At 64.4% G+C, this 24391-nt stretch carries 25 protein-coding genes; 24 read left to right on the top strand and 1 reads right to left on the bottom strand.

What is annotated here, in order from left to right; translation table 11 throughout:
• Positions 1–169 precede the first annotated feature (169 nt).
• The 16 genes from K309_RS0101470 to K309_RS0101395 all read left to right on the top strand — a co-directional run bounded on the left by K309_RS0101470 (position 170) and on the right by K309_RS0101395 (position 16073).
• Positions 170–814: an NADH-quinone oxidoreductase subunit J gene (locus K309_RS0101470; protein WP_029044764.1), complete on the top strand. Its 645-nt coding sequence runs from the start codon at positions 170–172 to the stop codon at positions 812–814.
• A gap of 16 nt (positions 815–830) precedes the next feature.
• Positions 831–1136, top strand: a complete 306-nt coding sequence (gene nuoK / locus K309_RS0101465) for an NADH-quinone oxidoreductase subunit NuoK (protein ID WP_029044763.1) — start codon at positions 831–833, stop codon at positions 1134–1136.
• A gap of 58 nt (positions 1137–1194) precedes the next feature.
• Positions 1195–3282, top strand: coding sequence for an NADH-quinone oxidoreductase subunit L (gene nuoL / locus K309_RS0101460; RefSeq protein ID WP_029044762.1), 2088 nt, complete (start codon positions 1195–1197; stop codon positions 3280–3282).
• A gap of 27 nt (positions 3283–3309) precedes the next feature.
• Positions 3310–4776 (top strand): NADH-quinone oxidoreductase subunit M, encoded by a 1467-nt coding sequence (locus K309_RS0101455; protein WP_029044761.1) that lies wholly within the window; start codon positions 3310–3312, stop codon positions 4774–4776.
• 18 nt (positions 4777–4794) lie between these two features.
• Positions 4795–6270, top strand: coding sequence for an NADH-quinone oxidoreductase subunit NuoN (gene nuoN / locus K309_RS0101450; RefSeq protein WP_029044760.1), 1476 nt, complete (start codon positions 4795–4797; stop codon positions 6268–6270).
• A gap of 13 nt (positions 6271–6283) precedes the next feature.
• Positions 6284–6592, top strand: a complete 309-nt coding sequence (locus K309_RS0101445) for a DUF2818 family protein (protein WP_029044759.1) — start codon at positions 6284–6286, stop codon at positions 6590–6592.
• Between the two features lie 43 nt (positions 6593–6635).
• Positions 6636–7271: an NUDIX domain-containing protein gene (locus K309_RS0101440; protein ID WP_029044758.1), complete on the top strand. Its 636-nt coding sequence runs from the start codon at positions 6636–6638 to the stop codon at positions 7269–7271.
• 171 nt (positions 7272–7442) lie between these two features.
• Positions 7443–7898 carry a DUF1178 family protein gene (locus tag K309_RS0101435; protein ID WP_029044757.1) on the top strand — a complete coding sequence of 152 codons (456 nt, stop codon included), beginning with the start codon at positions 7443–7445 and terminating at the stop codon, positions 7896–7898.
• A gap of 97 nt (positions 7899–7995) precedes the next feature.
• On the top strand, positions 7996–9198 hold the full coding sequence (locus tag K309_RS0101430; RefSeq protein WP_029044756.1) for an acyl-CoA dehydrogenase family protein: 1203 nt from the start codon (positions 7996–7998) through the stop codon (positions 9196–9198).
• Between the two features lie 13 nt (positions 9199–9211).
• Complete coding sequence (locus K309_RS0101425; RefSeq protein ID WP_029044755.1) at positions 9212–10330, top strand: acyl-CoA dehydrogenase family protein; 1119 nt, start codon at positions 9212–9214, stop codon at positions 10328–10330.
• Between the two features lie 172 nt (positions 10331–10502).
• Entirely contained in the window at positions 10503–10946 is a 444-nt protein-coding gene (locus tag K309_RS0101420; RefSeq protein WP_029044754.1) for a MaoC family dehydratase, read from the top strand.
• A 36-nt stretch (positions 10947–10982) separates the two neighbouring features.
• Complete coding sequence (locus K309_RS0101415; RefSeq protein ID WP_029044753.1) at positions 10983–11459, top strand: MaoC family dehydratase; 477 nt, start codon at positions 10983–10985, stop codon at positions 11457–11459.
• Between the two features lie 642 nt (positions 11460–12101).
• Positions 12102–13064 (top strand): ubiquinol oxidase subunit II, encoded by a 963-nt coding sequence (cyoA, locus tag K309_RS0101410; RefSeq protein WP_029044752.1) that lies wholly within the window; start codon positions 12102–12104, stop codon positions 13062–13064.
• Between the two features lie 14 nt (positions 13065–13078).
• Positions 13079–15052, top strand: coding sequence for a cytochrome o ubiquinol oxidase subunit I (cyoB, locus tag K309_RS0101405; protein WP_029044751.1), 1974 nt, complete (start codon positions 13079–13081; stop codon positions 15050–15052).
• 5 nt (positions 15053–15057) lie between these two features.
• Positions 15058–15702, top strand: coding sequence for a cytochrome o ubiquinol oxidase subunit III (gene cyoC / locus K309_RS0101400; protein ID WP_029044750.1), 645 nt, complete (start codon positions 15058–15060; stop codon positions 15700–15702).
• A complete protein-coding gene (locus K309_RS0101395; RefSeq protein ID WP_029044749.1) occupies positions 15702–16073 on the top strand; it encodes a cytochrome o ubiquinol oxidase subunit IV in 372 nt (123 codons plus the stop codon). The genes cyoC and K309_RS0101395 overlap by 1 nt, the downstream gene beginning before the upstream one ends.
• Positions 16074–16143: 70 nt before the next feature.
• Here the strand turns inward: K309_RS0101395 and K309_RS41500 are convergent, their stop codons facing one another.
• Positions 16144–16317: a hypothetical protein gene (locus tag K309_RS41500; protein WP_156914274.1), complete on the bottom strand. Its 174-nt coding sequence runs from the start codon at positions 16315–16317 to the stop codon at positions 16144–16146.
• Between the two features lie 323 nt (positions 16318–16640).
• On the opposite strand from K309_RS41500, the gene urtA reads away from it, so the two are divergent.
• The 8 genes from urtA to K309_RS0101350 all read left to right on the top strand — a co-directional run bounded on the left by urtA (position 16641) and on the right by K309_RS0101350 (position 24387).
• Positions 16641–17897: an urea ABC transporter substrate-binding protein gene (gene urtA, locus K309_RS0101385; RefSeq protein ID WP_029044748.1), complete on the top strand. Its 1257-nt coding sequence runs from the start codon at positions 16641–16643 to the stop codon at positions 17895–17897.
• 96 nt (positions 17898–17993) lie between these two features.
• On the top strand, positions 17994–19637 hold the full coding sequence (gene urtB, locus K309_RS0101380; protein WP_035876491.1) for an urea ABC transporter permease subunit UrtB: 1644 nt from the start codon (positions 17994–17996) through the stop codon (positions 19635–19637).
• Positions 19637–20845: an urea ABC transporter permease subunit UrtC gene (gene urtC / locus K309_RS0101375; protein WP_029044746.1), complete on the top strand. Its 1209-nt coding sequence runs from the start codon at positions 19637–19639 to the stop codon at positions 20843–20845. The genes urtB and urtC overlap by 1 nt, the downstream gene beginning before the upstream one ends.
• Complete coding sequence (urtD, locus tag K309_RS0101370; RefSeq protein ID WP_029044745.1) at positions 20842–21690, top strand: urea ABC transporter ATP-binding protein UrtD; 849 nt, start codon at positions 20842–20844, stop codon at positions 21688–21690. Before urtC ends, urtD begins: the two co-directional genes overlap by 4 nt.
• A gap of 2 nt (positions 21691–21692) precedes the next feature.
• Positions 21693–22385, top strand: a complete 693-nt coding sequence (urtE, locus tag K309_RS0101365) for an urea ABC transporter ATP-binding subunit UrtE (RefSeq protein ID WP_029044744.1) — start codon at positions 21693–21695, stop codon at positions 22383–22385.
• Positions 22386–22494: 109 nt separating this feature from the next.
• On the top strand, positions 22495–23364 hold the full coding sequence (locus tag K309_RS0101360; protein WP_029044743.1) for an urease accessory protein UreD: 870 nt from the start codon (positions 22495–22497) through the stop codon (positions 23362–23364).
• A gap of 48 nt (positions 23365–23412) precedes the next feature.
• Positions 23413–23715, top strand: coding sequence for an urease subunit gamma (locus K309_RS0101355; protein WP_029044742.1), 303 nt, complete (start codon positions 23413–23415; stop codon positions 23713–23715).
• Between the two features lie 60 nt (positions 23716–23775).
• Complete coding sequence (locus K309_RS0101350) at positions 23776–24387, top strand: HupE/UreJ family protein (protein ID WP_029044741.1); 612 nt, start codon at positions 23776–23778, stop codon at positions 24385–24387.
• The last annotated feature ends 4 nt before the right edge of the window (positions 24388–24391 follow it).

Genomic DNA, 24391 nt, shown 5'->3' with positions numbered 1-24391 from the left:
CCAGGCGCCAAACGGCAGGGCTGCCGAAAGTATCAGACGTAGCGGCCGCTGCCACCGAATTTGAATACGGTCCCTCCAATGTGAGGGCCAAAGCAAGGATGCCGCAGGAGCGGGCCACCCGAAGGGGATGGCTTGTGCCGGACGGCCCTGAGAGGATCCGATAGGAACCATGGAACTCACGACCACCATCTTCTACGTCTTTGCGCTGGTGCTGGTGCTCTCCGCACTGAAAGTCATCACTGCGAAGAACCCGGTGCACTCCGCACTGTTCCTCGTGCTGTCGTTCTTTACGGCGGCCGCGATCTGGATGCTGCTCAAGGCGGAATTCCTCGCCATCCTGCTGGTGCTGGTCTATGTCGGCGCGGTGATGGTGCTGTTCCTGTTCGTGGTGATGATGATCGATATCGATATCGAGCACCTGCGCCGCGATTTCTGGACCTACGTGCCGATGGCCTCGGTGGTGGGCGCGCTGATCATTGCCGAGATGGCGATCGTGCTGGTGCGCAACTTCATCGGCACCACCACGCCGGTGGCCGCCAGCGGGTCGCAGGAGCCGGGCTACACGAACACCGGCGCGCTCGGCAAGCTGATCTACACCGACTACATCTACGCCTTCGAAGTGGCCGGCATCATCCTGCTGGTGGCCATCATCGCCGCCGTGGCGCTGACCCTGCGCCGCCGCAAGGACACCAAGGCCCAGGACGTGTCGGCGCAGCTGCGTACCCGCCGCGACGAGCGCGTGCGCCTGGTGCCGATGCAGGCCGAAGTCCAGAACCCGCAGACGGAAGCCGCGGCTGCCGCCAATAAGAACTAAAGCCCGGAGAAACGCTGTGCTCTCTCTCGCCCACTTCCTCGTGCTCGGTGCGATCCTGTTCGCGATCAGCATCGTCGGCATCTTCCTGAACCGCAAGAACGTGATCGTGCTGCTGATGGCGATCGAACTGATGCTGCTTGCAGTGAACATCAACTTCGTCGCCTTCTCGCATTACCTGGGCGACCTGGCTGGTCAGGTTTTCGTTTTCTTCATCCTTACGGTGGCCGCCGCCGAGTCGGCAATCGGTCTGGCAATCCTGGTCGTGCTGTTCCGCAACCTGGATACGATCAACGTGGACGACATGGACACCCTGAAGTACTGATCCGTGCCGCACTACGCAGATAACCAAGACTCACCGACCGCACACCAATAAGCGTCCTATGGCAACCACGCTCAACCCCAACCTGCTGCTCGCGATTGCGCTGGCGCCGCTAGTCGGCTCAGCAATCGCCGGCCTGTTCGGTACCAAGTTCTTCGACCTGTTTTCCTCGGAGTCGCGCGGCGGCCGGATGGTGGCGCATTCCGCGACCATCCTGGGCGTGGCTATTTCCTTCGTGCTGTCTGTGATGGTGCTGCTCGACGTGATGAACGGCGCCGGCTACAACGGCACCGTCTACGAGTGGATGGCCATCGGCAGCCTGAAGATGGAGGTCGGCTTCCTGGTCGACTCGCTGACCGCGATGATGATGGTCGTGGTGACCTTCGTCTCGCTGATGGTGCATATCTACACCGTCGGCTACATGGACGGGGATCCCGGCTACAACCGCTTCTTTGCCTACATCTCGCTCTTCACCTTCTCGATGCTGATGCTGGTGATGAGCAACAACTTCCTGCAGCTGTTCTTCGGCTGGGAAGCGGTGGGCCTGGTGTCGTACCTGCTGATCGGCTTCTGGTACACGCGCCCGACGGCGATCTTCGCCAACCTGAAGGCGTTCCTGGTCAACCGCGTGGGTGACTTCGGCTTTATCCTGGGCATCGGCCTGCTGCTGGCCTACAGCGGCAGCATGAACTACACCGAAGTATTCGCCGCGCGCGACCAGCTGGCTACCGTGGTTTTCCCGGGCACCGACTGGATGATGATCACGGTCGCGTGCATCTGCCTGTTCATCGGCGCGATGGGCAAGTCGGCACAGTTCCCGCTGCACGTCTGGCTGCCTGACTCGATGGAAGGTCCCACCCCGATCTCCGCGCTGATCCACGCGGCAACGATGGTGACCGCGGGCATCTTCATGGTCGCGCGCATGTCGCCGCTGTTCGAGCTGTCGGATGCCGCGCTGTCGTTCGTGCTGGTGATCGGCGCCATCACCGCGCTGTTCATGGGCTTCCTGGGCATCATCCAGAACGACATCAAGCGCGTGGTCGCGTACTCGACGCTGTCGCAGCTGGGCTACATGACCGTGGCGCTGGGCGCCTCGGCCTACTCGGTGGCCGTGTTCCACCTGATGACGCACGCCTTCTTCAAGGCGCTGCTGTTCCTGGGCGCGGGCTCGGTCATCATCGGCATGCACCACGACCAGGACATCCGCAACATGGGCGGCCTGCGCAAGTACATGCCGATCACCTGGATCACGTCGCTGGTGGGTTCGCTGGCGCTGATCGGCACACCGTTCTTCGCGGGCTTCTATTCCAAGGACTCGATCATCGAGGCCGTGGCCGAGTCGCATATCGCCGGTTCGGGCTTTGCCTACTACGCCGTGCTGGCCGGCGTGTTCGTGACCGCGTTCTACTCGTTCCGCATGTACTTCCTGGTCTTCCACGGCAAGGAGCGCTGGGGCCAGAACCATGCGCACCAGCACCATGAGGGCGACCACGAGGACGAGGAAGTCTCGCACGACCACCACCATGGCCTGGCCGCCGGCGAGAAGCCGCACGAGTCGCCGTGGGTGGTGACCCTGCCGCTGGTGCTGCTGGCGATCCCGTCGGTGATTGTCGGCGCCATCGCGATCGAGCCGATGCTGTTCGGCAACTTCTTCAAGATGGGCATCGCCTTCAAGGACGTGATCTTCGTCGGTGAGAACCACCACGCCATGGCCGAACTGAAGGAAGCGTTCCACGGCTGGGTGCCGATGGCGATCCACTCGCTGACGACGCCCGTGCTGTGGCTGGCCGTCGCCGGTGTCGTGCTGTCGTGGTTCTTCTACATGAAGCGCCCGGATATCCCCGAGGCCATCGCGAACCGCTTCTCGGGCCTGTACAAGCTGCTGGACAACAAGTACTACATGGACGCCATCAACCAGGCCGTGTTCGCCCGCGGTGCACGCCTGCTCGGTACCGGCCTGTGGAAGGGCGGCGACCAGAGCCTGATCGACGGCCTGTTCGTCAACGGCGCGGCGCGTGTGGTGGCATCGTTCGCTTCGGCCAGCCGCTACCTGCAGTCGGGCTACATCTACCACTACGCGTTCGCGATGATCGTCGGCATGCTGGTGCTGCTGACGCTGACGATCACGGGCGTGATCGGCACCAAGTGATAGGCACCAAGTAAGGAAAACATAGAAATGGTTCTGTCTTTCTCAATCTGGCTGCCTGTCTTTTTTGGCCTGCTGATCCTCGCCTTCGGCTCGGACCGTAGCCCTGGCTTCGTGCGGTGGATGTCGCTGTTCGGCTCGATCGTCAGCTTTATCGTCACGCTGCCGCTGGTATTCCACTTCGACCGCGCCACCGCGGCGATGCAGTTCATGGAAAAAGCGAACTGGATCGAGCGCTTCAATATCCAGTACCTGCTGGGCGTTGACGGCATCTCGATGTGGTTCGTGGTGCTGACCGCCTTCATCACGGTGATCGTGGTGATCTCGGCCTGGGAAGTGATCACCGAGCGCGTGGCTGAATACATGGCCTCGTTCCTGATCCTGTCGGGCCTGATGATCGGCGTCTTCTGCGCGCTGGACGGCATGCTGTTCTACGTGTTCTTCGAGGCCACGCTGATCCCGATGTACATCATCATCGGCGTGTGGGGCGGCGCGAACCGCGTCTACGCGGCCTTCAAGTTCTTCCTGTACACGCTGCTGGGCTCGCTGCTGACGCTGGTCGCGCTGCTGTACCTGTACAACAAGACCGGCACCTTCCAGATCCTGGAATGGCACCAGGCCAAGCTGTCGATGAACGAGCAGATCGTGCTGTTCATTGCCTTCTTCGCCGCGTTCTCGGTCAAGGTGCCGATGTGGCCGGTGCACACCTGGCTGCCTGACGCCCACGTGGAAGCGCCGACCGGCGGTTCGGTGGTGCTGGCCGCCATCATGCTGAAGCTGGGCGCCTACGGCTTCCTGCGGTTCTCGCTGCCGATCGCGCCCGACGCCAGCCACTACCTGGCCCCGTTCATCATCACCATCTCGCTGATCGCGGTGATCTACATCGGCCTGGTCGCGCTGGTGCAGGCTGACATGAAGAAGCTGGTGGCGTACTCGTCGATCGCCCACATGGGCTTCGTCACGCTGGGCTTCTTCATCTTCAGCGACATCGGCATCGAGGGCGGCATCGTGCAGATGATCTCGCACGGCTTTATCTCGGGCGCGATGTTCCTTTGCATCGGCGTACTGTACGACCGCGTGCACTCGCGCCAGATCGCCGACTACGGCGGCGTGGTCAACACCATGCCCAAGTTCGCGGCGCTGGTGGTGTTCTTTGCGATGGCCAACTGCGGCCTGCCGGCCACCTCGGGCTTCGTCGGCGAATTCATGGTGATCCTGGGTGCGGTCAAGTTCGACTTCTGGATCGGCGTGCTGGCAGCCACCGCCCTGATCTTCGGCGCCGCCTACTCGCTGTGGATGGTCAAGCGCGTGATCTTCGGCGACGTTGTGCACCAGCATGTGCGCGAGCTGGCCGACCTGAACAAGCGTGAATTCGTCATGCTCGGCCTGCTGGCCATCATGACCCTGTACATGGGCCTGCACCCGAAGCCCTTTACCGACGTGATGCACCCGTCCGTGGTCAACCTGCTGCAGCACGCGGCGCAGTCGAAGCTGTAATCGGGGAGAGATATCAATATGCAACCGTCCTCGACACTCGCCCCCGTGGCGCCGATCATCTTCCTGGCGATCGCCATCGCCGCGATCAACTGGATCGACCTGGCCCGGGGCAAGGGCAAGCAGAGCGTGGCCTATCCGCTGTCGCTGCTGACCACGGCGGTGCTGACCGTCTGGTTCGGCATGAACGCCGCCGCCGGCGAGACGCACTATGCGTTCTCCAACCTGGTGGTGATCGACCCGATGGCCAACGTGCTGTCCGCGTTCTGCGCGGCCGGCCTGTTCATCACGCTGGTCTATACGCGCAGCTACCTGGCCGATCGCGACATGTTCGCCGGCGAGTTCTACATGCTGGCGCTGTTCACGCTGGGCGGCCAGATCGTGATGATCACCGGCAACAACTTCCTGACCCTGTACCTGGGCCTGGAACTGCTGTCGCTGTCGTCGTATGCGCTGGTGGCGCTGCGCCGCGAGTCGCGCGTGACGTCTGAATCGGCGATGAAGTATTTCGTGCTGGGCGCGCTGGCTTCGGGTTTCCTGCTGTACGGCATCTCGATGATGTACGGCGCCACCGGTTCGCTGAACCTGGGCGAGGTGTTCCGCGTGGTCGAGTCGGGCCGCGTCAACACCACCATGCTGGCCTTCGGCGTGGTGTTCATCGTCGCCGGCCTGTCGTTCAAGCTGGGTGCCGCGCCGTTCCACATGTGGATCCCGGACATCTACCAGGGTTCGCCGACCGCGGTGACGCTGCTGATCGCGGGCGGCCCGAAGGTTGCCGCGTTCGCGCTGTTCATCCGCGTGCTGGTGGAAGGCCTGCTGCCGCTGGCCAACGATTGGCAGATGATGCTGGTGGTGCTGTCGATCATCTCGCTGGCGATCGGCAACCTGACCGCCATCGTCCAGTCCAACCTGAAGCGGATGCTGGCGTACTCGACCATTTCGCACATGGGCTTCGTGCTGCTGGGCCTGCTGTCGGGCGTGGTGGCCAGCAAGGCTGATGGCGCCGCCGATGCGTACAGTTCGGCGATGTTCTACTCGGTGACCTACCTGCTGACCACGCTGGGCACCTTCGGCATCATCCTGCTTCGTACCAGCAAGGGCTTCGAGGCCGAGACGCTGGAAGACCTGAAGGGCATGTCGCGCCGCAACCCGTGGTTCGCCTTCCTGATGCTGGTGATGATGTTCTCGCTGGCCGGCATTCCGCCGACCGTGGGCTTCTACGCCAAGCTGGCGGTGCTGGATGCGGTGATCAAGGCCGGCATGAGCTGGCTGGCCGTGGTCGCGGTGATGTTCTCGCTGATCGGCGCCTTCTACTATCTGCGCATCGTCAAGCTGATGTACTTCGATGAGCCGGTTGGCGAAGAGCAGCTGGAAGCGACTGCCGGCCTGCGCTCGGTGCTGAGCCTGAACGGCGCCGCTGTGATCGTGCTGGGCATTTTCCCGGCCGCGCTGATGAACCTGTGCTACCAGGCCATCCGCTCGACCCTGGGCTCCTGATCCGCCAATATCCATGAGCGCATCCGCAAGCGGCTGGTTTGTCATCCTGCTGGCACTCGTCAGTGCGAACCTGCCGTTTGTGAACCAGCGCCTGTTCATGGTGATCCCGCTCCGGTGGGCGCACAAGCCGCTGTGGCTGCGCCTGCTGGAGCTGATCGCCTGGTATGCGGTGGCCGGTGCCACCGGTTTCGCGGTGGAGGCCGGCCTCGGCAATGCCTTCCCGCAGGGCTGGCAGTTCTACGCCATCACCGCCTGCATGATGCTGGTGTTCGCCTTTCCGGGCTTCACCTGGCAATACCTCGTCAAACACCGCACGGCCTGAAGCCGGTCTTGTCGGCGCCGGGCCTGCCTGCTCCGGAGCGTCCATGACCGACAAGATCCAACGCGGCACCCATTCGCTCGCCGATTCCGCCGACCCCGCCGGAAACGACGACGCACTGAAAGAAGTCTGCGTCGCCTCGGCCACGGTCCATCGCGGCAAATTCCTCACCCTGAAGCAAGACATCGTCCGCCTGCCCGACGGCAAGCAGACCGGGCGCGAGTACATCGTGCATCCGGGCGCCGTGATGATGATCCCGTTGTTCGACGACGGCACCGTGCTGATGGAGCGGCAGTTCCGTTATCCGGTCGGCGAAGTCATGCTGGAATTCCCCGCCGGCAAGCTCGATCCGCAAGAGGGCGCGCAACGCTGCGGCGAACGCGAGTTGCAGGAAGAGACCGGCTATACGGCCAAACGCTGGGACTACCTGACGCGCATCCATCCGGTCATCTCTTACTCGACCGAGTTCATCGACATCTTCCTGGCGCGCGACCTGACGCATGGCGAGGCGCAGCTGGACGACGGCGAATTCCTGGAGACGTTCATCACGCCAGTGGGGCAGGTGATTGACTGGGTGCGCAGCGGCCGCATCACGGATGTGAAGACCATCATCGGCGCGTTCTGGCTCGAGAAAGTCGTTTCCGGTGCATGGCAGCCGGGCGAGCAGACAATGCCGCGCTGACTCGCTTCGGCAGCGGGGCGCGCACTGCGCTAAGCTGGGTGTAAAGGTGGTGAGCGCATGTGCCTAACACTGCATGTTCGTTCTCCGAGCGGTCGTTCGAGAAAATTTAGCACGACCGTTCACAAAATTTCGATTCGCGGATAATATAGCTTTTGACGGGCTGGAAAGATCATGAAGGTGCTCGACCTGCGCTGCGCGCATGACCATCGTTTCGAGGGCTGGTTTGCCTCGGAGGAAGAAGCGCAGTCGCAAATCGCGCGCGACCTCGTCCAATGCCCGGTCTGTGGCGACCACGCCGTGACGCGGCTACCCAGCGCGCCGCGCCTGAACCTGTCAGGCGCGACCGCGCCGAAGGGTGCCGCCAAGCCGGCGCAACAAGCGGCAACCGCCGCGGCGCCGGCGACACTGCAAGCGCTGTACATGAAGGCAGTGAAGCAGGTGCTGGCCCAGACCGAGGACGTTGGCGAGCGCTTTGCCGAGGAGGCAAGGCGCATGCACTATGACGAAGCGCCGGAACGCGGCATCCGCGGCTCCGCTTCGCCAGAGGAAGTGCAGGCGCTGGCCGAGGAGGGCATCGAGACTTTCCCGCTTATCGTGCCGGATGCGCTGAAGCAGACGGCTCACTGAATTGCGTCCTGTGCCCGTTGCTGTCGGCGCATGACGCGCAAGGCAGAACAAACCGCCGGCAGCCTGAGACGATGCCGGCACCATCATGGAGACGGGCATGGATCTCAACTACTCGGCGTCCGACAACGCCTTCCGCGAGGAAGTGCGTAGCTGGCTCGAAGCCAACTTGCCGGCGGATATCCGCAGCAAGATTCTCAACCACCGCCGTCCGAACCGCGACGACCTGGTGCGCTGGCACAAGATCCTCGCCGGCAAGGGCTGGTCGGCGCCGCACTGGCCCGTCCAATTCGGCGGCACCGGCTGGAACGCCACCCAGCGCCATATCTGGGACGAAGAGAACGCCCGCGTCGGCGCGCCCGGCGTGCTGCCGTTCGGCGTGGCCATGGTGGCGCCCGTGATCATGAAGTACGGCAACGAGCAGCAGAAGTCGTACTACCTGCCGCGCATTCTGGACTGCACCGACTGGTGGTGCCAGGGCTATTCGGAGCCGGGCTCGGGTTCGGACCTGGCTTCGGTCAAGACCCGCGCCGAGCTGACCTCGGACGGCAAGCACTACATCGTCAACGGCCAGAAGACCTGGACCACGCTCGGCCAGCACGCCGACATGATTTTCTGCCTGGTGCGCACCGATCCGGAAGCCAAGAAGCAGGAGGGCATCTCCTTCCTGCTGATCGACATGAAGACGCCTGGCATCACAGTGCGTCCGATCATCATGCTCGACGAAGAGCATGAGGTGAATGAAGTCTTCTTTGATAACGTCAAGGTGCCGGTGGAGAACCGCGTCGGCGACGAGAACAAGGGCTGGACCTACGCCAAGTACCTGCTTGGCCATGAGCGTACCGGCATTGCGCGCGTGGGCAACTCCAAGCGCGAGCTGGGCTTCCTGAAGCGCGTGGCGCGCCAGCAGCAGAAGAATGGCAAGCCGCTGCTGGAGGATCCGGTGTTCGGCGCCAAGGTGGCCGCGCTGGAAATCGAACTGATGGCGCTGGAGATCACCGTGCTGCGCGTGGTGTCGAGCGAAGCCGCCGGCAAGGGCCCTGGCCCCGAAGCCTCGATGCTGAAGATCAAGGGCACCGAGATCCAGCAGTTGCTGACCGAGCTGATGGTCGAGGCCGTCGGCCCATATGCCCAGCCGTTTGACACGGCCTACCTGGAGTGCGAGACCGAGCACGCGGTGACCGGCAACGACGACGCCGCGCCGCTGGCCGCGTACTACTTCAACTATCGCAAGACCTCCATCTACGGCGGGTCCAACGAAATTCAGAAGAACATCATCAGCCAGATGATTCTGGGGCTGTGAGGAGACACGTAACATGAACTTCAATCTCAGCGACGAACAGAAGCAACTGGCCGACGCCGTCCGCCGTTTTGTCGAGAAAGACTACGGCTTCGAGGATCGCAAGAAGAACTACGAAAGCGCCGCCGGCTACGGCGAATCCGCCTGGGGCTCGCTGGTCGAGCTCGGCCTGACCGCGCTGCCGGTGCCGGAAGCGCAGGGCGGTTTCTCGGGCAAGGCGCTCGACATGATGGTGGTGCAGCAGGAGCTGGGCCGCGGGCTGGTGGTGGAGCCGTACCTGGCCACCGTGGTGGGTGCCTACGCACTCGGCCTGGCCGGCGGCCAGGATGCGCTGCTGGAGCAGGTCGCCGGCGGCGAACTGAAGCTGGCCGTGGCCTTCAACGAGCCGCAGGCGCGCTATGAACTGAACAACGTGCGCGTCACCGCCCGCGACGGCAAGCTCAACGGCCGCAAGACCGTGGTGCTGCATGGCGCGCAGGCCGACAAGCTGATCGTGTCGGCGCGCAGCAGCGGCGGCGATGCCGACCAGGATGGCATCTCGCTGTTCCTGGTCGACGCCAAGGGCGCCGGTGTCAGCATCAAGGACTACCGCACCATCGATAACCTGCGCGCGGCCGACATCACCTTCCAGGATGCGCCCGCCCAGTTGCTGGGCGAGGCCGGCAAGGCCTTCCCGGTGATCGAGCAAGTGGCCGACTATGCCGCGGTGCTGCTGTGCGCCGAGGCCGTGGGCGTGATGGACACCCTCAACGCCGCCACGCTGGAATATGCCAAGACGCGCCAGCAGTTCGGCCAGCCGATCGCGCGCTTCCAGGCGCTGCAGCACCGCATGGTCGAGATGTTCATCCATGCCGAGCAGTCGCGCTCGATCACGCTGCTGGCCGCGGCCCGCTTTGAAGAGGCTACGCCGGAAGAGCGCCGCCGCTACGTCTCCGCCGCCAAGGCGCGCGTGGGACAGGCTGCGCGCACGGTCGGCCAGGAAGCGGTGCAGATCCACGGCGGCATGGGCGTGACCAACGAATTGCCGGCCGCGCACATGTTCAAGCGGCTGACGCTGATCAACACCACCTTCGGCGACGTTGATCACCACCTGGGCCGGTTCGCTGCCCAGCCGGGGTTCCAGGAAGCAGCCTGATCCTCGCGTCTGCCATGCCAGTCAAAACCGCGCCGTAGTCCCAGGCGCGGTTTTTTTCTTTGCGCGCTGTTAGGGGCGGGTTCGGCAAATACGGACGCTCCGCCCCAGCCTGCGTGCGATCATCGTCAAGACAAGGCCATCCCCATTGCCATCCACAACGGAGAGACAATCAATGCTGTATTTCGAGGATTTTGAGGTCGGCAGCCGCCGTGAACTGGGTTCCTACGTCGTCACCGAGGAAGAGCTGCTCGCCTTTGCCCGCCAGTACGACCCGCAGCCGTTCCATATCGACAAGGAAGCCGCCGCCAGCAGCATCTACGGCGGGCTGATCTCGAGCGGCTGGATGACGTGCTCGATCATGATGCGCCTGCTGGTGCTGAGCACCACCGGCAAATCGGCCAGCATGGGCTCGCCCGGCGTGGACGAGATCCGCTGGATCAAGCCGGTCTATGCCGGCGACACGTTGACCGTGGTGCTCAACGTGCTGGACACGCGCCCCTCGCAATCGAAGCCCGACCGCGGCATCGTGCATACGCAGTGGGAAGCCACCAACCAGCGCGGAGAACTGGTCTGCACGGTCAAGGGCATGGGCATGTACGGCCGCCGCCCCGCATAACGACACATCCACCCACCCATCGAGGAGACAACCGAAATGCGTACCATCGCAACGCTGGAAGAGCTGGAAGGCCTGCAAGGGCAGGAAGTCGCGGTCAGCGACTGGATGGAGGTGACCCAGCAGCAGGTCAACCAGTTCGCCGAGGCCACCGGCGACCACCAGTGGATCCACGTCGACGTGGAGCGCGCCAGGAAGGAATCGCCCTATGGCGGCCCGATCGCCCACGGCTTCCTGACGCTGTCGCTGCTGCCCAGGTTCATGCACAACGCGCTGCACATGCCGTCGAAGATCGGCGTCAACTATGGCCTGAACCGCGTGCGTTTCACCGCACCCGTGCCGGTGGGCAGCAAGTTACGGGCACGAATCAAGCTCCTCAAGGTCGAACGGCTCGATCCGCTGCCGAAGTCGCCCGAACTGCTGGGTGCCCAGTCCACGTGGGAGGTGACGATCGAGCGCGAAGGCAGCGAGCGTCCGGTATGTGTCGCGGAGTCGATTTCCCGCCGCTACGGATGAGCGGAAAACGACCGAGTCGCAGTTGAGCTGCGACAAAGCTTTTGATGCGCTGCGACAATATGCCACACAGAAATGTCGCACCTGCAAAGCCGCGCCAATGCGCGGCTTTGTGCATATTTATGATCGAAATTGTGATCTTGACGGCAAGCAAGTGCTGCGATGCGACGACGGCACGTGATTGTCCGTTTATCTGAACGCTGTGTTCTGTGGCGTTGGGTTTACCCTCAATGTTGCGTTGCGGTACATTCGCGCCCACGATGTTTTACGTGTTGCGCTCCCCGGCCGAAAACCGCGCTTGCTGCCAGGCTTCTGATGGCAAGTCCGTCGGGAAGTGCAAAAACCTCGTATTCCAACGCTACCCGGCCGCTGTACTGAGCCGGGACCGTTCGCGGTTTCGGCCACCAGGTGCCGCAGCGCCGGCAAGGTCCCACAGGGCCTGCAGCGCGCGCAGTCAGTTGTCCTTCCGTGTTCATGGCGTTGCAAGGCCGCATGGTCCCCCGGCGTTAGATCCGCCGCCCGACCGCAACGCCAGCTAAGGACACGTCCTTCCGGTTTTCCCATAGCCCCACGCCTCTTGCGCGAGCATCAGGCGGTTTAGCCACGCTTTTGCCCAAAGCGCGGTGCAACCAAACCAGTCGTGACATGAAGAAACCCATACTGCCGCGTTGGACGCGGTTCCTGCCCTGCCTCGGCCTGCTCCTGCTGGCCGGTTGCAACATGACGCTGCTCGACCCGAAAGGGCAGGTCGGCGTCGACATCAAGAACATCATCCTGATCGCCACCTGGCTCATGCTGCTGGTGGTGGTGCCGGTGATCGTGCTCACGCTGGTGTTCGCCTGGAAGTACCGCGCGTCCAATACCAAGGCGCGCTATGAGCCGGACTGGTCCCACTCGACCGCGATCGAAGTGGTGGTGTGGCTGATCCCGTGCCTGATCATCATCGCGCTGGGCATCATCACCTGGAAGTCCTCGCACGACCTGGACCCGTACAAGCCGCTGGAATCGAACAAGAAGCCGGTCACCGTCGAGGTGGTCGCGCTGAACTGGAAGTGGCTGTTCATCTATCCGGAACTGAAGATCGCCACGGTCAACCAGATCGCCTTCCCGGTCGACACCCCGGTGAACTTCAAGATCACCTCGGATTCGATCATGAATTCGTTCTTCATCCCGCAACTGGGCAGCCAGGTGTACGCCATGGCAGGGATGGAGACCAAGCTGCACCTGATCGCCAACCATGCCGGCTCGTATGACGGCGTGTCCGCCAACTACAGTGGCGGCGGCTTCTCGGGCATGAAGTTCACGGCGGTCGCCATGTCGAATTACGAGTTCGACGAGTGGGTCGCCAAGGTTCGCGCCTCGTCGACCGAACTGGGCGTTGCAGGCTACAAGACGCTGGCACAGCCCAGCGAGAAGGAGCCGGTCACGTACTACGGCAAGGTGGAAGACCAGCTCTTCCACAACATCCTGCACAAGTACATGGACCACAGCAGCACGGCTGTCGCCGCGGACAGGTTCAAGGGCGGCCCGATCTGCACGTCGCGCAACACCCTCGGTGAAGAGCAGTTGTCGATGACCACGCCGGCCAAGCTGGCGGCGGGCGCGTAATCCTGGGAGCAATGATGTTTGGCAAGTTGAGTTTGTCGGCGATTCCGTTTCATGAGCCGATCATCATGGTCGTGCTGGCCGGCGTCGCCCTGGGCGGTGCCGCGCTACTGGGCGCGATCACGTATTTCAAGAAGTGGGGCTATCTCTGGAACGAGTGGTTCACGTCCGTCGATCACAAGAAGATCGGCGTGATGTACTGCCTGGTCGCCCTGATCATGCTGCTGCGCGGCTTTGCCGACGCAGTCATGATGCGTACCCAGCTGGCGCTCGCCACCAATGGCGCCACCGGTGTCCTGCCGCCCGAGCACTACGACCAGATCTTCACCGCCCACGGCGTGATCATGATCTTCTTCGTGGCCATGCCGCTGATGACCGGCCTGATGAACCTGGTCGTGCCGCTGCAGATCGGCGCGCGCGACGTGGCCTTCCCGTTCCTGAACACGCTGTCGTTCTGGCTGTTCGTGGCGGGTGCCATGCTGGTCAACATCTCGCTGGGCGTCGGTGAGTTCGCCAAGACCGGCTGGCTGGCCTACCCGCCACTGTCGGGCCTGGATTACAGCCCTGGCGTAGGGGTGGACTATTACCTCTGGAGCTTGCAGATCTCGGGCCTGGGCACGCTGCTGACCGGCGTGAACTTCCTGGTGACGATCCTGCGCATGCGCGCCCCGGGCATGACCCTGATGCGCATGCCGGTGTTCACCTGGACCGCGCTGTGCACCAACGTGCTGATCGTGGCCGCCTTCCCGGTGCTGACCGTGACCCTGGCGCTGCTGGGCCTGGACCGCTACTTCGGCATGCACTTCTTCACGAACGACGGTGGCGGCAACGCCATGATGTACGTGAACCTGATCTGGATCTGGGGCCACCCCGAGGTGTACATCCTGATCCTGCCGGCGTTCGGCATCTTCTCTGAAGTGATTTCCACGTTCTCCGGCAAGAAGCTGTTTGGCTACAAGGGCATGGTGTACGCGACCGCCGCGATCATGGTGCTGTCGTTCATCGTGTGGCTGCACCACTTCTTCACGATGGGCTCGGGCGCCAACGTCAACGCGTTCTTCGGCATCACGACCATGATCATCTCCATCCCGACCGGGGTGAAGATCTTCAACTGGCTGTTCACCATGTACCGCGGCCGGGTCCAGATGACCTCGCCCGTGCTGTGGACGCTGGGCTTCATGATCACCTTCGTGATCGGCGGCATGACCGGCGTGCTGATGGCCGTGCCTGCTGCTGACTTCGTGCTGCACAACAGCCTGTTCCTGATCGCCCACTTCCACAACGTGATCATCGGCGGCGTGCTGTTCGGCTACCTGGCCGGCATCACCTACTGGTGGCCGAAGGCGTTCGGCTTCACGCTGAACGAGCGCCTGGGCAAGTGCGCCTTCTGGTGCTGGCTGGTCGGCTTCTACTTCGCCTTCATGCCGCTGTACGTGCTGGGCCTGATGGGCATGACCCGCCGCCTGAACCACACCGACAACCCGGCCTGGACGCCGTGGCTGTACCTGGCCGTGGTGGGCGTGGTGTTCGTGGCGCTGGGCATCTTCTTCCAGGTGTTGCAGATCGTCGTCTCGATCCGCGACCGCAAGAAGCTGGCCGACGTGACCGGCGACCCGTGGGGCGGCCGTACCCTGGAGTGGGCCACCTCGTCGCCGCCGCCGTTCTACAACTTCGCGCACACTCCGGTGGTGCGTGACCTGGACGCGTTCGCCGACATGAAGGCCCGTGGCGAGACCCTGCCGACCGAAGGCTACGAGAAGATCCACATGCCCAAGAACACGGGCGCGGGCTTCATCATCGGTGCCTTCAGCCTGGTGCTCGGCTTTGCCCTGACCTGGCATATCTGGTGGATGGCCATCGTTGGCCTGGTGGGCATGGTGTGGGCGTTTATCCACCGCAGCAACGACGACCATATCGATTACTACGTGCCGGCCACCGAGGTCGAGCAGATCGAAACGCGCCATCTGCAGCGCATTGCTTCGCAGGCCTAAGAACCATGTCGACTCAAGTCCTAGACCGCATCCCCGCGCAGGCCGGCGCCAAGGCCCACGCTGACGCGCATGGCCATGACCATGCGCACCACGATACCAGTGCCAATACGGTGTATGGCTTCTGGATCTACCTGATGAGCGACTGCATCATCTTCGCCGGGCTGTTCGCCACCTTCGCCGTGCTGCGCGGCGAACTGGCGGGCGGGCCGTCGGCGAAGGAGCTGTTCGAGCTCAACTACGTGCTGGTGGAGACCTTCATCCTGCTGTTCTCCTCGATCACGTACGGCATGGCGATGATCTCGCTGCAGAACCGCAGCCTCAAGCACGTGCAGACGTGGCTCGGCGTCACGTTCCTGCTGGGCGCGGCGTTCATGGCGATGGAAATCAACGAGTTCCACCACCTGATCGCCGAAGGCGCCGGCCCGGGCCGCAGCGCGTTCCTGTCGTCGTTCTTCACGCTGGTCGGCACCCACGGCCTGCACGTCGCCAGTGGCATGCTGTGGATGATCGTGCTGATGTGGCAGCTGGGCAAGAAGGGCATCACCCCGACGCTCAGCAAGCGCCTGATGTGCCTGTCGCTGTTCTGGCACTTCCTGGACGTGGTCTGGATCGGCGTGTTTACCGTGGTCTACCTGATGGGACATCTGTGATGGCACAACACAACGCACCCGCGGCGCACGGCGCCCACGACTCGCACGCCGCGCACGATTCGCATGGCAGCACCCACGCCAGTTTCAAGTCGTACCTGATCGGCTTCGTGCTGGCGGTGGTCCTGACCGTGATTCCGTTCAAGCTCGTGATGGACGGCACCATGGACAAGGGCACGATCCTCTGGATCATCCTCGGCATGGCCGCGGTCCAGATCCTGGTCCACCTGAAGTACTTCCTGCACCTGGACACCTCGTCCGAGCAGCGCAGCAACGTGATCGCGCTGCTGTTCACGGCGCTGATCCTGGTGATCGTGGTGGCCGGTTCACTGTGGATCATGTACAACCTGAACGCCAACATGATGCCGATGTAAGGACTGCTGTCCTGGCATCGAAAAAACGGGGTCCCGCGAGGGGCCCCGTTTTTTATTTGCAGCTACCTCATCAAGGCTTGAACGTATCGCCAAGCACCACGCCTTCGCAGCGTGGGTCGGCACTGCCCACCAGCACCGCCGAGCCGCCGATGGTGTTGAGGGTGATCGCGCTCAGGCCGCTCGATTGCCATTGGTCATGTGGTACGAGCCGCGCCCTGACGCGGACTGCGTGGATTGTCGCCATTGGCAAGCCCCGTACGCTTCGGCGCCGGTTCCCCTTGCCCAGTGCGGCGCCGGCCGGCCGCTGACGACACGACCGATTCTGGCGCATGGCCGCGACCCGCTCGCGGGCACCATGCACCGTCACTGCTCCCATTTCTCCCGTTGCACTATCTCGGTGCCGGTTCACGCTGCACGCTCGTGGTGCGCGATGGTTCCTGCGACCCGCTGAAGCCATACGCGCCGCGCGCAGCGGCCGGGTTGCCGCTCAAAACCGATGGCACGCTAGTTGCAGATGCATCACCTCGGGGAGCGTGTCCCTACTAACACCACAAACGGGAGCTGCAAATGCAACGACGTGACATGCTGAAGCTGTCGGCCATCGCCGCCGCGGCAATGATCGGTACCAGCCCGCTGGCCATGGCGCAGTCCAAGGAACCGATCAAGGTCGGTATCCTGCACTCGCTGTCCGGCACCATGGCCATCTCGGAAACGTCGCTGAAGGACGTGGCCCTGATGACCATCGACGAGATCAACAAGAGCGGCGGCGTGCTCGGCCGCAAGCTCGAGCCGGTGGTGGTGGACCCGGCCTCCAACTGGCCGCTGTTCGCGGAGAAGGCGCGCCAATTGGTCAGCAAGGACAAGGTCGCGGTGACCTTCGGCTGCTGGACCTCGGTGTCGCGCAAGTCGGTGCTGCCGGTCTATGAAGAGCTGAACTCGCTGCTGTTCTACCCGGTGCAGTATGAAGGCGAGGAAATGTCCAAGAACGTCTTCTACACCGGCGCCGCGCCCAACCAGCAGGCGATCCCGGCGGTGGAATACCTGATGAGCAAGGAAGGCGGCGGCGCCAAGCGATTCTTCCTGCTGGGCACGGACTACGTCTACCCGCGCACCACCAACAAGATCCTGCGCGCGTTCCTGAAGAGCAAGGGCGTTGCCGACAAGGATATCGAAGAGGTCTATACCCCGTTCGGCCACAGCGACTACCAGACCATCGTCGCCAACATCAAGAAGTTCTCGCAGGCCGGCAAGACCGCGGTGATCTCGACCATCAACGGCGATTCCAACGTGCCCTTCTATAAAGAACTGGGCAATGCCGGCCTGAAGGCCAAGGACGTGCCGGTGGTGGCGTTCTCGGTGGGCGAGGAAGAACTGCGCGGCATCGACACCAAGCCGCTGGTCGGCCACCTGGCGGCGTGGAACTACTTCATGTCGGTCAAGAACGCACAGAACGATGCCTTCAAGAAGCAGTGGGCGGCCTGGGTCAAGGCCAACAATCTGCCGGGCGGCGACAAGCGCGTGACCAATGACCCGATGGAAGCCACCTATGTCGGCATTCATATGTGGGCACAGGCCGTGAAGAAGGCCGGCAGCACCGATACCGACAAGGTGCGCGCGGCCATGTACGGCCAGACCTTCAAGGCGCCGGACGGCTTCACGCTGACCATGGGCGAGAACCATCACCTGTACAAGCCGGTGATGATCGGCGAGGTAAAGGGTGATGGGCAGTTCTCGGTGGTGTGGAAGACGCCGAAGGCAGTACGCGCGCAGCCGTGGAGCCCGTTCATCTCGGGCAATGAAGGGAAGCCGGACAAGGTGATGTAAGGCGGTCGGCTTCCCTCTGTTTGGCTCCCCTCTCTCGCTTGCGGGAGAGGGGAGTGTGCACTCAGCTTGCCAACACCTTCGCACTTGCCAGCCGCTATGCGCTATTCGATATCCCTTCCCGTTCCGCCCTGGCTGCGCGTCCTGGTGGCAGCGCTGCTACTGGCCTCAGCGCCCTGGGCCATGGCGCTGACGCAGGCTGACCTGAAGCCGCTGGCCGAGGACGACTTCGATGCCAAGACCGCGGCGTTGTCCGCGTTGGCGAAGGCATCGCCCGCCGAAGCCGCACCGATCCTGAAAGCCTTGCAGGACGACGCCCTGCAATATGCGCCGTCGGTCGGCATGGTGCGCCAGGACGGCGACAATACGGTCGATGCGATCACCGGCAAGCCGGTCAAGGTCAAGCCGGACGAACTCGAATCCCTGACCCTGAACAACAGCCTGCGCGCGCTGGTCGACAGCGCCGCCAGCAGCCTGCTGCTGCAATCGCCCGACATCGCGGCGCGCGCGCAGGCCATCGGCACATTGCGCGACCAGCCGGAAAGCGCCTCGCTTGCCGCCGTGGAAGCCGCGCGCAAGACCGAGGCCGATGCCGGCCTGCGTGCCAGCCTCGACGTGATCTGGGCGAACCTCGTGCTGGCAGAACCTGCGGATGCCGCCGCGCACGATGCGCGGCTCGAAGCGATCCGCATCCTCGCCAGCGACAGCAACCCGCAGAGCCGCCAGAAGCTGGCGCCGCTGGTCGAGCGCGACAGCGCCGGCAACTACCGCGAGGCCGATGCCGACGTGCGCCTGGCCGCGCAGCAGGCGCTGGACCAGCTGCGCAGCGACCAGCGCCGCGCCGAGCTGATCGGCAACCTGTTTGCCGGCCTGAGCCTGGGCAGCGTGCTGCTGCTGGCGGCGCTTGGGCTGGCCATCACCTATGGCCTGATCGGCGTCATCAACATGGCGCACGGCGAGTTCCTGATGATCGGCGCCTATGCCACCTATGTGGTGCAGTCGCTGTTTCGTACCTATGCGCCTGAGGCGTTCGCGTGGTACCTGCCGGCAGCGCTGCCGGCGTCGTTCCTGGCGGCGGCGGTGGTGGGCTTCGTGCTGGAGCGGCTGGTGCTGCGCCACCTGTACGGCCGCCCGCTCGAAACGCTGCTGGCCACCTTCGGCATCAGCCTGCTGCTGATGCAGGCGGTGCGCACGCTGTTCGGCGCGCAGAACGTCGAAGTGGCCAACCCCGGATGGATGAGCGGCGGCTTCGAATGGATGCCGGGACTGGTGATCCCGTACAACCGCGTGGTCATCATCCTGTTCGCGCTGGCGGTGGTGGCAGTGGCATGGGCGGTGCTCAACCGCACGCGGCTCGGGCTGTTCGTGCGCGCCACCACGCAGAACCGCACCATGGCGGCGTGCGTCGGCGTGCGCACCTGGAAGGTCGACAGCTACGCCTTTGCCTTCGGTGCCGGCATCGCCGGGCTCGGCGGCTGCGCGCTGTCGCAGATCGGCAATGTCGGTCCGGACCTGGGCCAGGCCTACATCATCGATTCGTTCATGGTGGTGGTGCTGGGCGGGGTGGGGCAGCTGGCCGGCACCATCGTGGGTGCGTTCGGGTTGGGCATCATCAACAAGTTCATCGAGCCGTTCTATGGCGCGGTGCTGGCCAAGATCCTTGTCCTGGTGCTGATCGTGCTCTTTATCCAGAAACGGCCGCAGGGACTTTTCGCGCTCAAGGGGCGCAGCGCGGAGGCATGATGCAGCGATTCCAACCTGATTCTTCCGCGATGCCTTTCCGGCTTGCCGTGCCGGAACGCCAGTCGCTGTTCTCGCCACGCGGCTGGATGGCGCTGGCGGTGCTGACCGTGATCGTCGGCATCGGCGTGCCGGTGTGCGCGCTGCTCGTGCCGGAAGGCCATCCGTTGCACCTGTCGGCGTATGCGCTGACGCTGGTCGGCAAGATCATGTGCTTTGCGCTGGCGGCGATCGCGCTCGACCTGGTGTGGGGCTACTGCGGCATCCTGAGCCTCGGCCATGGCCTGTTCTTCGCGCTGGGCGGCTATGCCATGGGCATGTACCTGATGCGTTCGATCGGGCGCGAAGGCGTGTACAAGAGCGACCTGCCGGACTTCATGGTGTTCCTCGACTGGAAGGAGTTGCCATGGTTCTGGCACGGCACCGATCACCTGGGCTATGCGCTGCTGCTGGTGGTGCTGGTGCCGGGCGTGCTGGCGTGGCTGTTCGGCTTCTTTGCCTTCCGCTCGCGCATCAAGGGCGTGTACCTGTCCATCATCACGCAGGCGATGACGTATGCGGCGATGCTGCTGTTCTTCCGCAACGAGACCGGCTTCGGCGGCAACAACGGCTTTACCGATTTCAAGCGCATCGCCGGGTTTGCCATCGCCGCGCCGCAGACGCGCACGGCGCTGTTCGTGCTGACCTTCCTGGCGCTGCTGGGCGGCTTTGTTGCCTGCCGCTACATCGTCACGTCCAAGCTGGGCCGCGTGGTGACAGCGGTGCGCGATGCCGAGATGCGCGTCATGTTCTCCGGCTACAACCCGCTCGGCTACAAGCTGTTCGTGTGGACCTTCTCGGCCGTGCTGTGCGGCATCGCCGGCGCGCTGTACGTGCCGCAGGTCGGCATCATCAACCCGGGCGAGATGTCGCCCGGCAACTCGATCGAAATGGCGGTGTGGGTTGCCGTGGGCGGGCGCGGCACGCTGATCGGGCCGGTCATCGGCGCGTTCCTGGTCAACGGCGCCAAGACGCTCTTCACCGCCCACTTCGCCGAGTACTGGCTGTTCCTGCTGGGCGCGATGTTCGTGCTGGTGACGCTCTACCTGCCCGACGGCGTGACCGGCCTGTGGAGGCGCCTGCACGAGCGCCGTGCTGCATCCGAGGCGCCATCCGTGCCCGAGCCGGTATCCACGCCCGCGGTCGCGGGCCGCACCGGAGGTGAAGCATGAACGCCGCACTAGAACATGGCCAGGCTGAAAGCGGCGACGCCACCGGGCTGGGCCGGGTGCTGGAGCCGGGCACCATCGATGTGTCGCACGGCCCGATCCTCTACCTGGAAGACGTCACCGTGCAGTTCGACGGCTTCCGCGCGCTCAACAAGCTGAACCTGTCGATCGACCATGGCGAACTGCGCTGCGTGATCGGCCCCAACGGCGCTGGCAAGACCACGATGATGGATGTCATCACCGGCAAGACCGGCCCGCGCAACGCCAATGTCAGCGGGCGCGTGTTCCTCGGCCAGACCATCGACCTGATGCGGATGACCGAACCGCGCATCGCGCAGGTCGGCATCGGCCGCAAGTTCCAGAAGCCAACCGTGTTCGAGCAGCATGCGGTGTGGGAGAACCTGGAGCTGGCGATGAAGGCCGACAAGCGCTGGTGGTCGTCGCTGCGCGCGCGGCTCACCGGCGAGGGTCATCGCCGCATCGAACAGACGCTGGCGCTGACCGGCCTGGAGGACGAGGCGTACCGGCCCGCCGGCCTGCTGTCGCACGGGCAGAAGCAGCGGCTGGAGATCGGCATGCTGCTGATGCAGCAGCCACAGCTGTTGCTGCTCGACGAACCCGTGGCCGGCATGACCGATGAGGAAACCATGCAGCTCGCCAGCCTGCTCAACGGCCTGCGCGGCAGCTGCTCGATGATGGTGGTGGAGCACGACATGGAGTTCGTGGCGGCACTGGCGGGCGATGCCGGCAAGGTCACGGTGCTGGCCGAGGGCAGCGTGCTGGCCGAAGGCACGCTCGACAGCGTCAAGCGCGACGAACGCGTGATCGAATCCTACCTGGGGAGATAGGCATGCTGCAGGTCCATGCACTGAACCAGTTCTACGGCGGCAGCCATATCCTGCGCAACGTCTCCTTCGACGTGCCGGCGGGCAAGCTGACTACGCTGCTCGGCCGCAATGGCGTAGGCAAGAGCACATTGCTGAAATGCCTGATGGGCGTGGTGCCGACGCGCAGCGGCAGCATCCACTGGGACGGCAAGCCGCTGGAGAAGAAGGCGCCGTACGAGCGCGTCTCGGCCGGACTGGCTTATGTGCCGCAGGGGCGCGAGATCTTCCCGCGGCTGACGGTCGAAGAGAACCTGCTGATCGGTGCCGCCAGCCGCGCGCGGCCAGCGGGTGTGCCGGATCGCATCTATCAATTGTTCCCGGTGCTGCGCACCATGCGCCAGCGCCGCGGCGGCGACCTGTCCGGCGGCCAGCAGCAGCAACTGGCGATCGGCCGGGCACTGATGAGCGAGCCGCAACTGCTGATCCTCGACGAGCCGACCGAGGGCATCCAGCCGTCGATCATCCAGGACATCGGCCGTGCGCTGCGGTTGCTGGTAGACGAGTTCGGCATGACGGTGCTGCTGGTCGAGCAGTACTATGAATTCGCGCGCCATATCGCCGACCACTATGTGGTGATGAGCCGGGGCGAGGTGGTTGCCCGCGGTGCCGGGGCCAGCATGGAACAGGACGGCGTACGGGAGTTGATTGCCGTGTAAGCGCGGGGCGGGGAATGCGCATCGCACGCCGCTTTCGCACAGGCAGGGGGCGCGCTATGATTGCCTGCAACCCCCGCCATCGCGCGCGCCCCGCCGGCCTTGCCACGCCATGCGTCATCCCGATTTTCCTTCGTCACTCGCCGTGCCTGCCGCATGGCAGGCCAGCCTGCGGCTGCGTTTTGCGCAACGCGGCGAACGCTCCGCGCTGGTCGAACGCCGCCACCAGGGGCCATTGCTGGTGCAGAAGCCGCTTTATCCCGAAGGCGGCATCTGCCATGCCGTCATCCTGCATCCGCCGGCAGGCGTGGCGGGTGGCGACAGCCTGGATATCGATGTGACGCTCGAAGCCGGCGCCCATGCGGTGCTGGCCACGCCCGGCGCCACCAAGTGGTACAAGTCGCTCGGCCGCGATGCGGTGCAGCAGGTGCGGCTCTCGGTCGGGGCGGGTGCGCGGCTGGACTGGCTGCCGCAGGAGAACATCGTGTTCGACGATGCGCGCGCGCGCATCGCGACGGTGCTCGACGTAGCGCCGGGCGGCAGCGCGATCGGCTGGGATGCCGTAGTGCTGGGCCGGCAGGCGTCGGGCGAGCAATGGGCGCGCGGCGCGTTGTGGCTTGATACACGCGTCGGCGCTGGCGAGCGCGCGCTGTGGATCGAACAGTCGCATCTCGATGCGGGATCGCCGCTGCGCGCCGCGGTAGCGGGACTCGACGGCCTCAATGTGCTCGGCACGCTGTGGGCGGTGGGCGAGGGCGCCACGCAGGAACTGGCGGAATCGCTGGCCGAGCGATTGCCCTACGGGCCAAAGTTGCGCGCGGGCGTGACCTGCCTGGCAGCCCAGGGCCAGTCGATGCTGCTGGTGCGCGTGCTTGGCCGGCAGATGGAAGCCGTGCGCCACGTGATGGTCGACAGCTGGCAGGCATTGCGCGAGCCGATGCACGGCGTGGTGGCGCGGCCGCTGCGCCTGTGGGCGACGTAGGGCGACGTAGGGCCGCGATCGGACAACGAGACACACAAGGAACAAGAGATGGAACTGACGCCGAGAGAGAAGGACAAGCTGCTGATCTTCACCGCTGCGCTGCTGGCTGAACGGCGCAAGGCGCGGGGACTCAGGCTCAACTATCCGGAAGCCGTGGCGCTGATCACCGCGGCCATCATGGAAGGCGCGCGCGATGGCCGCACCGTGGCCGACCTGATGCACGAAGGCACCACCGTGCTGACGCGCGACGAGGTGATGGACGGCGTCGCCGAGATGATTCCCGAGATCCAGGTCGAAGCGACGTTCCCCGACGGCACCAAGCTGGTGACGGTGCACCATCCCATCGTCTGAGCCTGCGCCTGAACGACCGATTCCGATCGATTCGAACAACCAAGCCAACCGAGAGCCGACATGAACCGTTCCGCCTGCCTGCGCCTTGCCCTGGGCACCACCCTGACCGCTGCCGCCACCGCCGCGCTGGCGCACCCCGGCCATGACGCCGCCACCGTCGGCGCCAGCCTGTGGGCCGGCCTGGCGCACCCGTTCACCGGTGCCGACCACCTGCTGGCAATGGCGGCGGTGGGCGTGTGGAGCGCGCTGGTGGCGCGCTCGGCTGCCGATACGCTGCGCCTGCCGCTGGTCTTCGTTGCGCTGATGCTGGCCGGTGCCGCGCTCGGTCTGGCTGGCATGGCGCTGCCCGCGGTTGAACCGATGATCGCCGTGTCGTTGCTGGTGGTGGGCCTGATGCTGGCGCTGCGCGCCCAACTGCCGGCCTGGGCCGGTGCCCTGCTGGTAGGGGGCTTTGCGGTGTTCCACGGCTATGCGCATGGCGCCGAGCTGCCGGCTGCCGCCGAGGCGATGCCCGCCGTGCTCGCCTACGTCGGCGGCTTTGCCGTCGCGACCATGGCGCTGCACCTGCTCGGCATCGGCGCCGGCACGCTGCTGCGCCGCCATGCCGGCTGGCTGGCCCGCCTGGCCGGTGCCGGCCTGGCGCTCTACGGCACCGGCCTGCTGATGGCCTGAGGAG

Origin of the sequence: Cupriavidus phytohabitans, assembly GCF_000426345.1 — a bacterium.
In the GTDB taxonomy this organism is placed as follows: Bacteria; Pseudomonadota; Gammaproteobacteria; order Burkholderiales; family Burkholderiaceae; genus Cupriavidus.
The sequence above is the reverse complement of the archived record's forward strand: the minus strand, read 5'-3'. Positions and strand labels throughout refer to the sequence as shown.